General features: G+C 40.8%; 5 protein-coding genes and 3 pseudogenes. 5 read left to right on the top strand and 3 right to left on the bottom strand.

The window, feature by feature from the left end; all coding sequences use genetic code 11:
• Positions 1-212 precede the first annotated feature (212 nt).
• From ACFIMX_RS01285 to ACFIMX_RS01275, 3 genes and pseudogenes are all read right to left on the bottom strand, one after another.
• Positions 213-662, bottom strand: a pseudogene (locus ACFIMX_RS01285) (hypothetical protein); the annotation flags it as partial.
• A gap of 82 nt (positions 663-744) precedes the next feature.
• The gene (locus ACFIMX_RS01280; RefSeq protein ID WP_375693922.1) at positions 745-1509 is read right to left on the bottom strand and encodes a hypothetical protein; all 765 of its coding nucleotides are present in this window, start codon (positions 1507-1509) and stop codon (positions 745-747) included.
• A gap of 1623 nt (positions 1510-3132) precedes the next feature.
• A pseudogene (locus ACFIMX_RS01275) lies at positions 3133-3756 on the bottom strand (type ISP restriction/modification enzyme); the annotation flags it as partial.
• A gap of 252 nt (positions 3757-4008) precedes the next feature.
• Here ACFIMX_RS01275 and ACFIMX_RS01270 point away from each other — a divergent pair.
• From ACFIMX_RS01270 to ACFIMX_RS01250, 5 genes and pseudogenes are all read left to right on the top strand, one after another.
• Positions 4009-4188, top strand: a complete 180-nt coding sequence (locus ACFIMX_RS01270; protein WP_375640020.1) for a hypothetical protein — start codon at positions 4009-4011, stop codon at positions 4186-4188.
• Positions 4181-5941: a ShlB/FhaC/HecB family hemolysin secretion/activation protein gene (locus ACFIMX_RS01265; RefSeq protein ID WP_375693921.1), complete on the top strand. Its 1761-nt coding sequence runs from the start codon at positions 4181-4183 to the stop codon at positions 5939-5941. Before ACFIMX_RS01270 ends, ACFIMX_RS01265 begins: the two co-directional genes overlap by 8 nt.
• Before the next feature lie 92 nt (positions 5942-6033).
• A pseudogene (locus ACFIMX_RS01260) lies at positions 6034-13600 on the top strand (DUF637 domain-containing protein).
• 52 nt (positions 13601-13652) lie between these two features.
• On the top strand, positions 13653-14228 hold the full coding sequence (locus ACFIMX_RS01255; protein ID WP_375693920.1) for an SMI1/KNR4 family protein: 576 nt from the start codon (positions 13653-13655) through the stop codon (positions 14226-14228).
• Positions 14229-14270: 42 nt separating this feature from the next.
• Positions 14271-14852: an SMI1/KNR4 family protein gene (locus ACFIMX_RS01250; protein WP_375693919.1), complete on the top strand. Its 582-nt coding sequence runs from the start codon at positions 14271-14273 to the stop codon at positions 14850-14852.
• The last annotated feature ends 776 nt before the right edge of the window (positions 14853-15628 follow it).

Here is a 15628-nt window from a genome sequence, read left to right as displayed (position 1 = left end):
TAGAGATACCCTCACAATCTAATGTGATAAACGTTTGATAAAATTTGAAATGGGAAATTTGGTTGGAAAGCAGGCGCCCCCGCCGCGCCCCGCGCTGTTATTTAAGCAGCGTCTTTTATGATTTGATCACAAATTTTCATATGACCATTTAATTTTTTTGTATCTATATATGAATTGCCAAAAACACTCACTTGATCACAAATGTATGTTTAGCCTGTAATTTTTGCATTCTCATAAATACAAGCATCATCACCAACTATAGCAAAAAACCAAACTTGAGCATTGCCAAAAATCTTTGCATTGCCATAAACCCGCGCCTGATGATAAACCCAAGCATTATAAGAAAGATGCGCATTGTCATAAACATGGGCATTTGCATAAACGCGGGCGTGATCACAGACATGAGCATTGCCATAAACAAAGCCCATTATAATAGCCTTATTAAAAATCTTGGCATTTTCGTAAATATGGGCAGGATTTAAAACAAGAGCATCATCATACACCCAGCAATTCCCATCATGAGAGAGGTTGCTTTCACTTTCAATAAAGCCCCCAAGGTCGCCAGCTTTAACATCAGCAAAGTCTTTTAATGCTTTAATGCGATAAAGGGTATGATTATTAATTACACGCGTTTCATTTGTGAGTGCAAACTTCTTTTGCATGAGCACAATTCCTTTATAGAGATTTAAATTTTTAAATGAGATGTTTAAAGGAGGGCGCCCCCGCCGCGCCCGCACGTGTCATTTACGCAGCATCACTTTCATATTCGCTGTCATTATCATCGTCATAATACCCTTCAAAATCAGCATAATACTCATGACGATAATAATCATCTTCGCTCCCAAACTCAGGATATGCATCATCACAGATATCTTCATTAGCTGTTAAAGAGGCATTGCTATGAATATATGAAGAACCAGAGATAAGAGCATCACAAATAACGGCATCATCAAAAACACGTGATTCATCACAAATGTAAGCAGAGCCACTTATTTTTGCATTGCCTCCGATATGAGCATCATCACAAATGACAGCATTATCGGAAATATGAGCATGATCAGTGACACGGGCGTTATCATAAATTTGTGCATTGCCTTCAATTACAACTGCGTTGTTAGCATGCGCATTACCAGACAGCTTTGCATTGTCCTTTAATGTCATACCTTCAAAAATAGCATTCCCATAAATTTGCGCATTTCCATAGACATCAACAAAAAAGCTTTTTACTTTAGCATTTCCAAAGACGCGTGCATTTTGAAAGACCCGAGCTTTATTATACACCCAGCAATTACCTTCATGAGAGAGATTATCTTCACTTTCAATATAGCCACCGAGGTCACCTTTTTTCACATCATCAAAATCTCTTAAGGCTCTAATTCGAGTTAAGAAATGACCATCGATATATTCACAATCATCAATAAATTCATATTTTTTTGCAGGCTCTTGTTGATTAACAGACGTGGTTTCATTTGAAATGGAAGAGGAAATTGTATTTTGGGAATTTTTCATTTTAAATTCTTTCTTAACGTAATAAAGTTTTCAATTAACACCCTATAAGGGCGCCGGGTGTTGAAAACACGGCGTTAAGTCCGTCGTCACACTTTTCTCATTAAAGAGTATTGTATGGTGTGACCACACCCGACACAATCGTTATATGCTAGCTACAGCATAAAAGAAAGTCAGTCTTTTAAAGAAATGGGAGAAACCTTATCGGGGTTTATCCGCTTAACGCTAAGTGTTTTCATCACTTGAGTATTTATATAACAAAATACGTATTTATTGTCAATTAATTTATAAACTTTTTTGATATTTTTTTGTATTTTTTAAAATGCGTTGTGTATTAATAATATCATATGCTTATGAATTTCTTCTTTTATATTTATGTGTGTTTAAAGCTATATTATAGGCTTTATAAAACGATTGTGTTCTTTTTTGAATCTATACATTTATAATATTTAAAAACGCTCTCATAATGCGTTTTTTTATCTTTATAACCTATCAATTTTTTTACTAAATGAATTTAAAAATTTTTGTGAATTTTGTTTATAACGCATTTATCATTTGAACTATCTTAATAAGCGCCGCGCTTTTATAACCAATGCATTCATTTGCATTTTTGCTTTATTCAAATAAGGCTGTTATTTTTACGCATTCTCTATAGCTGTTATATGCTTTATAGCCATGGTGTTATTTTTCATTTTCATGATAAAAATGATACATATGATAATTGTAATTTAGAGACTGTTATGAAAACACTTATGAAACTATCTAAAGAGGGATTGATAATTATAGAAATTAGCAAAATCCTTTTTAATAGGCTTTTGTTATTTTGATTAGTTCTTTTTAAAAGATAAAATTATATTTCTAGTGAGTGATTAACACGTGTCTTATGAAAAGCGTATGAAATTAAAAACTGATTACGTTATCAAAATCCCTTTTATGAATTTTAATCAGTTCTTTTGAATAGATAACCTTATGATTTAGAGAATGATTACAACGTGCTTTATGAAAGCATGTGAACCTTTAAAGCCTTTCAAAAGATAGCTTGTAACTTATAGAAATGCTATAAAGACCATTATGGTTATGAATTTTGAGGATTTTGAGTATTTTGAGGGTTCCTTTTACTCCCCCCTTTATATATTTTTTTCAATCAAAAATAAAAATCATTATATTTCAATATGTTAATGTTTTAAAGAAACAACCTATGTTAAATATAACATCTAAATACAATCTATAGTATACATTTAAGAGGGTTTTGTAGGAGTTTTGGGGGTTTTAAGAACCTTCAAAACCTATAAGCAAAATGAATATATATAACTCTCTTTAAACAAAGCTTTTGAAAACAATAAAGCACTCATTTTAGATTACGGTATAATCTTTTAAAGGCAATGTAAAAGAAGTGTATTCACTCTAAGAGTGGATTTCTTAAAAGTCTTAAAGCAATCCAAATAAGAGTATTTAAAAGTGCAAATGATTTCTTTTTAGAATAACGCATATAAACACTCCTTTTAAAGATTATATGTAAGCAATGTATAAAGGGGGTATAGAGTATAAAGGGGTATAGAACCTATAGGTATAAGACCTTATCCCCTTATGAGTTATCATACCCATTATGTGAGTATGCTTTATAAGTTATTCAGTTTCTCTTAATACCAAATTTGGTAAGTTCTTAACGATTTTCATGGTTTCTAAACTTACCGTAATAACCCTTTGAAACAATTCTAGAGGATAAGCAGGGTTGCCAATGGTTTCAACAGCATAGCGATTGGCATCATTCACAATGCCACTCTTTTTATCAGTCTTAACACATTGACGCCCCATAACCCATTCAAGAGCAGGCTTGCCATTGACGATATACTTATAAGCTTCAAGAGGGATATCTGTTATTGTGATATTGCTATTATAAAAAACAGTTGATTTATCCTTTTCCTTACTATTCTTAATTTTTGCGAATTTCATTTCAGTTACATAATAGAATTTTTCGGGATTAGAGATCTCTGTCTGTTTTGGATTGCCCTTTTTAAAGGTCACTGGATAAAGTTCTACATCTTCATAATTCACGTGCAAATGACCGAGTTCACGTCCTGCTGTCACAAACTTCCAAAAATCATCAGCATTTTTTACACACGGGATACGAGGCAATTCTTTAGAGAGGTTATCAGTATAACGATCACGATAATCTTCCGAATGTAAGATTCCATAAACGTAATAAAAGGTATCGTTTTTTGTTATAATTTTAGTAAGATCTGTAGAGAGATGCTTCTTAAACCTAGTTTTATACTCTTATCTGTTTTTTGGGCTTCTTATCAGGCGACAATAATGGAGTGTTTTTTGTTGTCTCTAATATGTAACAGTTCCAATAAATTAGATATATTCTGTGAATAAGAGTCTTTACTTTATCCTCGAAATGATATGGCATACGCTACCTTAAAATTAAGAAGCATATTAGAGTGTATGATTGTCATTTAACAGTGTAATTATACAGGCTTCAAAAGCGGGGGAAATGATATGGTTTGCACAACTAATAAAGCAGGTGTATACGGTACAGTCTACGCTTTTTTCTCAGATGTTATAAGTATTATTCTCATCAAAAAATTAAAAAATTGTTACGCGGTTGGCGATTTTTTCTGTGACGCTGATGATATGGTTCATTTTGTTGCTCATTTTGAGGGCACAATGAATGCATAGATTTTTTTTCACTTTTGTTTTTGCGGCTATTTTGTGCCTTTTTTCGTTGCCGAGTTTTGCCCAAAACATTCGTGAGAAAGCGATTAATCAATCAGAGAGCATCCAACGACAACAAACGCAACAACAACGTTTTCAGCAATTACACCATAGAAACGAAACACATGGGGTATTTTTGCCAGACGATGATACCACATCTGCCTATGGTGCTTCGCCTAGTACAACCTGTTTGCTGATCAAAAGCATTGAATTTGTTGGTGCTCAGTTGATTTCTCATACCGACCTTCATGAAGCCATTTCTCTTTGGGAAGGGCGGTGTTTGGGGATTGCCGAAATCAACAAGGTGCTCAAAGCGGTGACCAAGCTTTATATGAAGCGCGGCTATATTGCGGTGCGGGCTTATTTGCCTGAGCAAGATTTAAGCGGCGGTCATCTCAAGATTGTTGTTGTTGAAGGTGTGATGGAAGATATTACCCTTGATGGGCATAAAGTTGGAATGAAATCTCAAGGAGAAATCACCACGGCTTTTCCAAACCTTATTGGAAAGCCGACTAATCTGCGCCAGATAGAGCAAGGGCTTGATCAAATCAATCGGCTTTTCTCACGCCAAGCCACCATTAATCTTGGTGCTGGTGGCAATTCGGGTGGTTCGATACTCGATGTTCATATTGAAAAACAGAAACCTTGGCTTATCACGCTTTCCAGCGATAATCTTGGTGCTAAAGCGACAGGGCTTTATCAAACGCGCTTGAGCCTTTCTTTTGATGATCTGTTGGGGATTAATGATCAATGGTCGTTGAGCTATCAGCGCTCTATGGATGGTAGTCCGTATCATTTTTCTCACAAGCGTCCCAATAGTGATACTCTAACGGGATCATTTTCTCTACCCTATGGCACTTGGACAACGGGTTTTGATGGGACGTGGAGCCAATATCATTCGAGTGTTAAGGGAATATTTTCCGATATTATGACAGCGGGTAAGTCTTTATCGCTGACACCGTGGATTTCACGGGTTATCGACCGTGATCAAGAGGGAAAGACCTGGGTTACAGGACGGTTGACATGGAAATATTCTGATAATTTTATTATGGGCAGTCGGGTTGATGTTTCCAGCCGTAAACTAGCTATTGCAACCTTTGAGCTTGATCATTCGCGCAAGTGGCTTGGAGGAGAATTAAGCGCGCATATAGGGTTTCATAAAGGGTTGGCAATTCTTGGCGCTTATGACGATAAAGAGCAAGAGAATGCAACAAAAAATTCACCCAAAGGGCAATTTTCCAAATTGTCTTTTTCCCTAGGCTACGTGCGTCCTTTTTCGCTCAAACAGTATAACTTTCGCTATAACACGCTGTTTTCAGGACAATTATCACCCGACACGTTGTTTAGTTCAGAGCAAATATCGCTTGGTGGTAGTTCCTCTATGCGCGGGGTGCGTGAGGCGATTTATTACGGCAATAATGGGGCGTTTTGGCGCAATGAATTGTCGCTGTTGTTGCCAGGCTTTTCTTCGAGAATGGGGCGTAAATTTATGAGCCAATTTGCCCCTTATATGGCGCTTGATCTGGGGGCTGTAGCCAATGATGTAAACAAAAACAGTTTTGGCGGGAGCCTCGTTGGGGCAACTCTTGGTTTCCATGCAACCGGAGATATTACGGATATTGATGTATCTTATTCGAATATTTTAACCCAATCGACAGTGCGAGAACAGGGGAATGCGACAGGGTTATTTCAAGTACGGGCATTATTGAGATTTTAGAGCAAAGGGGCGGTAAAAAATATCGCTGCGCTGTTTATACCCATATGGGTTGTTTTTTTTTAAGAGATAAAGAATTTTCTGAGGAGCTGAAGATGCGGGGATTGAAAGATCAAAAGCATAGATTGGGATATGGATACAAGCTATGGCAGCGCGTTCTTTGTGTTTTGCAGCGAGGGATCCATAAAGGGCTTTCACTTGTTTTAAGTTTTTGCTTAGCTTTTCAGCCTTTGTTGTTGCAAGCACAAGCGCTTGGAGCGCGAAGTCCTGTTGCACAAGAGAGCCAAGGGATTAAAGCAGCTGATGGGGTTGGCTCTGTTTTCCGCCCCACGGTGGGGAAAGCCGGCAATGATGTGCCGCTGATTGATATTGTTCGCCCCAATGGACAGGGTCTTTCTCATAACAAATATGACAGTTTCAATGTTGATACTCATGGCGTGATTTTGAACAATTCAACTGAGGAGGTTTCACGCTCACAGCTTGGGGGATTGGTGCCTGGCAACGGCAATTTGCGTTATAGCGGTGCAGCAAAGGTTATCCTCAATGAAGTGGTGAGTGCCAATCGCTCGCGTCTTGAAGGCGTGAGCGAAGTACACGGGCATATGGCGGATGTTATTATCGCCAATCCCAATGGGATTACCTGTAACGGTTGTGGCTTTATCAATACTCCACGGGTGACTTTATCGACTGGACAACCGATTATTGGAGCCGATGGCGCTTTGAGTGGGTTGCGTGTTGAGGGTGGTGATATCACCATAGGCTCTCGTGGGGCTGATGGGAGTGCATTAGATATTTTTGATCTTGTTTCGCGCAAGATCAGTATCGGGGGTCCCATACAGGTCAAAGGAGATTTGGCTGTTATCGCGGGGCGCAATCATTTTGATTATGACAAACGCGAAGCAACTTCTCTTGGTTCTGATGGCAAAGAGCCGGAATTGGCGATTGATTCCAGTGAGTTTGGTGGAATGTATGCGGGGCAGATCCGCGTGATTGCCAATGATAAAGGCGCCGGCGTTAAGATGCGCGGAGACATGGTTGCCAATGCAGGCGCCATGAGATTGACAAGTGATGGCAAGCTGGTGATTGCCAAAGCACGCGCCAAAGGAGCGGTGAAGGCTCATTCTCACCACGACAGTGTACATGTGAAAGATTTGCTTTTTTCAGAAGAAGCGGTTGAACTGAAGGCTTTGAAACATGTTGAACTGGAAAAAAATGCGCGCGTTGCAGCGAGCGGTACTGTCGATGTGGGCGCTGATCTGATCAAGCTCCAGTCTCATGCTCTTCTAGCAAGCGGTATTGGGAGTGATGGTCAACAGTCAGCGACGGGTTCTTTGCATTTACAGGCAGCAAAGCTTGAGGCGGGGAATGGGCGGATAGCCGCTGGTGATCTTTTAGAGATCCAAGCAGCAACAATTGATCTAAGCCGCATGCAAGACAATGATCAAACAGGGGTTTCTTCCCTTGGCAATCTGACCATTAAAACCAATCAAATTACCGCTTTAAACAACCATATTGGTGCCAAGGGGAATATTGTCTTGAGCGCCGATGATGGGCTCACTGTAGGCGCTGGACATTATAGCGCCGGCGGCTCTCTTTTGGTGGAAGCAGCAGAGCTTACATCACGTGCGCGCTTAGTGGCAGAGCAAAAAATTGACCTTTATGCGCATCACGGTGCCCTGATCCAAGAAGGCACTGTCTGGTCTAATGGGAAGATAACGCTGGATGCCCATGGTGCCCTCAATCACACGGGTGATATTGTCAGTATGCAGCAGGTTGCCTTGACAGCGGGTAGCATGCTCACAATCGGTCAAGAGAGCACGATTTTAAGTTATGATGTGGTTTTGAGTGCTGATGCTTTAACCCAAGCAGGGACTGTGGAAGCCCAAGAAGGAGCATTAACCCTTCAAGTGCGTGATGGGGTCGCAAATAGTGGCACAATGCGCGGTGAGAGTGTCGATGCTCATATTGGTGCATTTACCAATCAAGGGACGTTTATTGCAACCGATGATTTGCATTTGATGGTAAGCACACAAGAAGGCACCGATCCGCAACAAGCCTTTCTGAAGAATACATCCGAAGGTGTCCTTCAAAGTGGTGGTGTTTTTGTTGTGACCGCAGGGCAATTAGACAATGCCGGTGCGCTTGGCTCTAGTGGTGAGAATGTTGCGCTCAATGTGGCAGGGAATGTCAGCAATAGTGGGCTGATTTACGCCAAAAAATCTATGGATCTATTCAGTGATGGTGATTTAACCAACACACAGGGCAGAATGATTGCTGAAGAGGCTCTCAGTATTGGTGGGCTGAAAGAGACACGTGCTGGTCATATAAACAATGAGGCTGGTCTTCTCAGTGCTTTAGCCGGTGAGATGAAGATTGTTGCAACGTCTTTTGTCAATAAAAGCGCTGAAACGACAAATTCAGAGCAACAAAACGCTACACATGATGAAGGTGCGCATGTTTTAGCGCGGGATGGTTTGCGCATTAATGTGGGCAGTTTTGAGAATGTTGATGGTCTTATTTCTACGCAAGGGGCAGTCAATATTGTTGCTGATAGTGTGATCCAAGCAGGGCACATAGAGATTGAGCGTGGTGACCTTCAACTGACCAGCCACGGTGATTTAAGCAATAGTGGCACAATAGAAAGCAATGATACCATTGCTTTGCATGCGCAAACAAATCTCAGCCAAACGGGGCGCATTGTCTCTAAAAAGCGGATAGAGCTTTCCAGTGATGGCATATTGACAATGGGCGAGACAAGTGAGGTTGGCGCCTATGATGTAACGCTGAAGGCAGGCACACTCACCCAAGCTGGGCTTGTGGAAGCGCAAGGCGGGGTACTTACTCTCAACAGCCATGATGTTTTAAGCAATTCCGGTATTATGGTGGGCGGTGTTGTTGATGCGAAGCTTGGGTCTTTAGCCAATTCAGGTCAGCTTTTAGCCAGTGACAGCTTTACGCTTATAGCAAAAAGTCATGATCCGTCATTGGGGCAAGTTGCTCTGGTTTTAAATGGTGAAGACGGTGTTCTCAAAAGTGGTGGTGCTTTTGTTTTAACCGCAGATGTTTTGGACAATGCCGGCAGTATTGGTTCAAGTGGTGATGGGGTTGCGCTCAATGTGAGCGCTGATCTGAGTAATAGTGGGCTGATTTATGCCAAGAAATCTGCCATTTTCTCCTTGGATGGGGATTTTATTAATAAGTTTGCCGATGTCATTGCTGAAGACAATCTCATCATCCGTGGCTTAAGTGGAGAGCGGGCTGGTCATGTGATCAACAGCTCGGGTCTTTTAGAAGCCGTGTCAGGCGATATGACCTTCGATGTCTCAGCGCTTACCAACATGCGTGAAGGTGGGGTTGAAGTTAGCGATAAAGTGGTTTCTCACAGGTTTGTTGCGGGAAGTTGGGAAGGCACTAATGTTAGACACCATCAGATAAAGGAAGATGTTGACACTACAATTAGCCGTCAACAACCTCATTTTACCAATAATGCTGCACAGATTTTGGTAGGGCGCCATTTCACGGTTCATGCCGGAGATATCCGCAATAGCTATAGTTTGATTGCTGCTAATGGCAACATTGAGATGCATGGCGATACGCTGCTCAATGAGGGGCGTGATTTAATCGAAACAACCGAGATTGTAACTGAAACACATCGCAGGGAGAAGAAATGCAGACCATGGAATGCAGGATGTCATGCGGGAGGCATTACAGATGAGGGACATTATACTGATACCAAAACAACCGTCCGCACTTATGATGCTGTTTATGGCACGATTGAAGCTGGTGGCACGCTTGATGCCAAGTTGACAGGCTATATTGACAATCATGCGGTGCGTGAGGGGGGTGAGCAAGTTGGCTTAAGCTCTGGCGATAAAGGTTTGGCTGGTGTTAAAAACACCGATTTTGACGGTTCCAAACCACTGATTAGTGATGATCGATTAGATGGGATTATCAATGGTTTGAAAGGGCACAAAGGGCTTTTTGCACCAAGCACAAAAACACCCGCACCAGAATCCATACAGGTGCCAACGCAAGACGGGCTTAGCTCTGTTAAGACAGAATTGGCTCAGACCCAATCACCGGATGTGCCGTTTTTAGTTGAGACGCGACAGGACTTTATCAACCCAAGCAAATTTTTAGGATCGGACTATTACTTAAAAAAGATTGGCAATTATAAGCCTGAGCACGTGTTCAAAAAGTTGGGGGATGCTTATTTTGAATATCGTCTGGTGGGTGAGCAAATCTTTGAACTGACAGGCAATCGCACTCTTCTTGATGTTGAAGATCCCAATGCTCAAATGCAAAGGCTCTATGACAATGCTGTGGAGCAGCAAGGTCCTTTGGGGTTAGAGCTAGGCAAGCCCTTAACGCCTCAGCAGATTGCTGGGATCAAAAAGGATATGATCTGGCTTGAGACCCACCTTGTCGATGGACAAGAGGTCTTGGTACCCCACGTTTATTTGGCACCAAACACTTCTTTAGCACAAGATGTTTATGGGGCAAAAACGCAGCAAGGAAACCTTGCCAGTGCACGTTTGAAAGGCAATGGCGTCACTATAGAGACGGACCGTCTTACCAATAGTGGCACCATATCAAGTAATGGTGCATTGCATGTTTCGACTACGCAAACTTTGTTTAATGATGGTGGTTTTTTGCTTGGCAGCGGTGCTGTAGATCTCAGCAGTGGCGATCTTTTAGCCAACTCTTCAGGGGTTATTCTGGGGGATATCATCACCCTCAATGCGAAGACAATCATTGATGGTACTGCAAAAATCCGTGACACGAATGAATATGGTTTTGTTGATCGGATCGGACAGCAGGCTCAAATCATTTCTATACAGGATTTAAACATTCACTCCCTTGGCGATTTAAGCATGACTGGTGGCCAATGGAGCAGTGGTGGACCGATGACGGTGATTGTTGATGGCTCTGCTACGTTTGGTTCATTAGTGCTAGAGAGTGACCATAAGGAGACATTGGAAAAAGGGCATTATAACGCCCAAAGCAGTGAGCACCGTTTGGCAGAAGTCAACAGTGATGGAGATTTGACCATTGTCACAGGTGGTGAACTGAACCTTGGGGGAAAGTTTAAAACCAAGGGCAATGGGGATTTCACCAGTGGTGGCGCTCTCACCGTGGTTTCAGAGCAAGATTTTAACAGTTTTGATTTGGATCTGAGGGGCAAAGAAGGCGACAAATCGAAGCAAAAGAATAAGTTTCGTCAACAATCAACAGAAGTTACTACAAACAAAACCACGATAGAAACAGAGGGCAACCTCTCCATGCATGCGCAAAATGGGGATCTCACGCTTGATGCGGCAGGGCTATCAAGTGGTGGTCAGACGCATTTGGCATCAGATACGGGAAAAATCAAGTTTCTCACCAACAAGGATCAAGATTTTAAGGATGTTTATCAGCGTAATGAAAACCTTGTGTGGTGGAGTGAGAGCGATAAAGGTTACCTTAAGGAGACCATCGAGCATGTCACCATAGATGCTAAGGGTGGCATAAAGCTTGATGCGGGTGATGGCTTCGTTGTTGAGTATCAGGCAACCGGTGATTTAGACAAATCTCTTGAGCAATTGTCACACTCTCCAGGCTTGGCATGGATCAAGCAACTGCGTGATGATCCAGAATTATCCAAGCAAGTGGATTGGCAAGCCGTTAAGGCTGAATTTAAAGACTGGGATTATAAAGCCCAAGGATNGTGGAGCAGCCTCGGGCGCTGCCAGTGCCATTACCGGTGCTTTGGGGCTTGGCTCGAGCACCGCCATGAATGCGGCGATACAGGCAGGTGTCCAAGCGCTGATTAACAAAAGCGCTGTGGCTCTTGTCAATAATCGCGGCAATATTGCCGGCGCCTTGCATGAGCTTGGCTCTTCAAAGAATGTTCTCAGCATTGTCTCGTCGATGTTGACAGCGGGCTTAACCAGCCAAATAACGGAAATGGCAGGTGTTGGACAATCTTTGCCTAAAACGGCTCCTTTTGTCGATCGTATCGCCAGTGAAGCGGAAAAAAACCTGATCAAAGCCGCCATTGGCACAGGCGTGCAAACGGCTCTTGAGGGTGGTTCTCTTGACAAGAACTTTTTTAACAATCTGCGCATCGCCCTGTCTGATACGGTTGGCAAATCGTTGGCGGAAGAAATCGGTACCGCCAAGGCAGAAGGCAAAATAGACACGGTCACGCAAATCGTTGCCCATGCCGGTCTTGGCTGCTTAAAAGGCGCTGTTGCGAGCGGTGCTTGCTCTGCCGGTGCGATTGGCGGGGCTGTGGGCGAAGCCACTGCTATGCTCCAGTTTCAATTGTGGGTGCAAGGCATTGTGAAAGAGGAAATGGGGGACCTAAACGGTCGCACCCCAACTGCGGAAGAGGAAGCGCGTATAAACGCAAAGATTGATGCGCAGTTTGCTGACTTTAGAGACCACACCATTGATGTTGCACGGGCTGCGGGGGGTGTTGCCGCTGCCATTGCCGGTGGCGATGTTGATGCCGGCGCCGATGCCGCTGGTAATGCCGCTGCAAATAACTTTTTGGGTAGTGCACAACGCGCTCAGATGAAGAAAGAGTTAGAAGAGTGCCCTGATGATCAGTGTCGAAGAGATGTTAACGAAAAATGGTTCGAGATTGATGAACAACAAGATAGAACTTTTTCGACAGGACTTATGGCTGGTCTCATTGCCGATATACCAATCAAGCTATACGAGTTAGCTGATGGCGCTGTGAAGAACATGATGTTACAAATGATAATATTTGCTAGCAATCCACGGGGGGGCGTTGAAAAGAGTTTTAAAGACATTGGAACAGGAGCGTCTTGGGTCGTGAGTGGACATGTGATTGATGATGTCTGGGAAGGTGCTGGTCAATTCTGGGGAGGTGTTGAGGATTCCTTTATAGGGGATATAGATTACGTAAAAGAGAATATTGAAAAAGCGGGAGTTGACGGAGCTTTTAATGCTGGTTTTGAAAGTGGAAGATTATCAGCCGGAGTATTAGAAAACTTTGCTGGAGGAGCTGGAGCAGCCAAGGGAGCTATAAATCTTGGCAACAAGGCTGTGATCAAGTTCATTGCTAGGAAAGATTTTGCCCAATTTGCTTCCAAGAAAAATCTTGCCAAACTTGCAGCTCAAGGAGATCCTGACAAACTAGCTGCTAGGAAAGAACTGACCAAACTTGCTGCTAAAGAAAAAAAGCTTTGGTTAAAAAAGAAACCCACTAAATTTACCGATAGCAAATTTGCTCACACTAACAAAGCCTATCAGAGAGATGATTTGTTTGATCCTAACAGAATTTCTGAGTGGAGAGAAAACAAAAAAACGGTGTGGGGCACCAATGTTGAAAGGATGGAAGCGGGAAAAGCACCGATAGGTTTTGATGGTAAGCCTGTTGAGTTACATCATCTAAAGCAAACGCATGAGGGGCCCATAGCAGAAATGAGCAAGGAATCTCATAATAAATATAATTCCGTGATTCATGCTCCTTCCAAAACACATCAATCACTTATAGAGAGAAAAAAGTTTAAAAAATGGAGAGAGGAATATTGGAAGGAACGCGCTAAAGGTTATAGAGAACAAAAAAACAGTAATTTAGGAGGAATAATTGATATGAAATGGAGTATTATGAGTATAGATTTTGACAGATGGGGACAGGAGCATCGGTAGTAATGCTCTACGGTTGATGAAAAGAGAAAAAAGAAATTTGGAGAAATAATTGATGAAAACCTATACCTTAGATGATGTTTTAGAATTAGTTGATAAATATAATGGTGATATTATCAATTTTGGTACTGAAGATGATGCAGTTGGTGATTTCGTGATTGAAAAGGCGGAGAAAGCTTTGGGTTTACAATTTACATCGTCTTACAAGAGTTTTTTAGAACATTGTAAAGGCGGGGACATTGGTGGTGAAGAAATCTATAGTCTTTATGATAATCCTATGGGTATTCCTGCTAGTGATATTGTTTTTCAGAACTTAAATGATAGAAAACGTGGTTTTGTGACACCAGAACAGCTTATCGTGTGTGAAGCTGATTTTGATGAAACCTTTTACTTTGATTATACGCAGTTTCGAGATGGTGAATGCCCACTCTATGTTATGTTTCCATTGGATAATTGCGAATATTACGCCAGTAATTTTTATGAATTCCTTTGCAAAAGAATTAAAGTACACGCGGGAGAAGAGATACCTGAAGGTGATCAACCGATTGAAAAGATTGAGAACACTCCCACTCCGCAACCTATCCCTTTTTACAAGAGCTTTTGGAAAAAACTATGGAGGAGGGGCAATTGATAGAAGAAATATGGAGCGTTACGCAAGTTTTGAGGATCATCTATGAAAACCTATACCTTAGCTGATGTTGCAGTATTAATTGATAAAGTGAATAAATATGATGATGATATTATCCATTTTCGTATTAAAGATAATGCAGTTGATGATCTTGTGATTGAAAAGGCGGAGAAAGCTCTCGGTTTACAATTCACATCGTCTTACAAGAGTTTTTTTAAACATTATAAAGGTGGGGATATTGGTGGTGATGAAATCTTTAGCCTCTATGAGCATCCTATAGGTGTTTCTGTTAATGATATTGTTTACCAAAACTTAAATTATTATAGAAAACGTGGTTTTGCAACATCAGAACAGCTTGTCGTGAGTAGTACTGATTTTGGTGAAACCTTTTACTTTGATTATACGCAGTTTAGGGATGGAGAATGCCCACTTTATGTCAGGCTTCCATCTGAAGATTGCGAATATTACGCAAGTAATTTTTATGAATTCCTTTGTAAAAGAATTAAAGAAAGCGTGGGAGAAGAGATACCTGATGGTGATCAACCGATTGAAAAGACTGAGAACACTCCCACTCCGCAACCTATACCTTTTTACAAGAGTTTTTGGAAAAAACTATGGAAGAGGTGAAATTGATAGAGGAAATATGGAGCGTTTATAACGCACGTTTTGAGGATCATCTATGAAAACCTATACCTTAGATGATGTTATACAACTAGTTGATAAATAGGATAATTGCGATTTATTGCTTGTTATGAAAACATCTAAAAAGAGATTGATCATTATAATAAAGATTAGCAAAATCCCTTTTAATAGACCGTGTCAGTGTTGTCAGTTCTTTTTAGAGCCTATATTATTTTTTTTAAATGAGAGAAAATTAAAATCAATATATTTCAATAGGTTAGTATTTTAATGATACAACCTTTATTAAATAGTAACCCATAAATTCAACTAACAATATATATTTGTCAGTTATGTGTCAGTAAATTGAACTGACAAAAGTGATCATTTTAGTGAGTCATTAAAACGTGTCTTATGAAAAGCAACTGATTACGTTATCAAAATCCTTTTTATGAATTTTTATCAGTTCTTTTGAAGATATAAACTTATGATTTTAGAGAATTGATTACAACGTGCTTTATGAAAGCATATGATCTTTTAAAGCCTTTCAAAAGATAGCTTGTACCCCATAAGAGATGCTATCAAGATCATTAGGTTATGAGTTTTGAAGGGATTTTGAGTTTTGAGGGTTGCTGCTATTATGTAAAAAAACGATAAAAAGTAAAAACATTATATTTCAATAGGTTAATATTTTATAGACCTTAAAAAAAACAACCTCTATTGATAATGCAATTTATAAATTCAACTAATAATATACGTTTTGAGGGGGTTTTGACGGTTTTTAC

It is taken from the genome of Bartonella sp. AD24XZML, assembly GCF_042196485.1.
GTDB lineage: Bacteria > Pseudomonadota > Alphaproteobacteria > Rhizobiales > Rhizobiaceae > Bartonella.
Note: the sequence above shows the minus strand (reverse complement) of the source record. Positions and strands in the feature narration are given on the sequence as shown.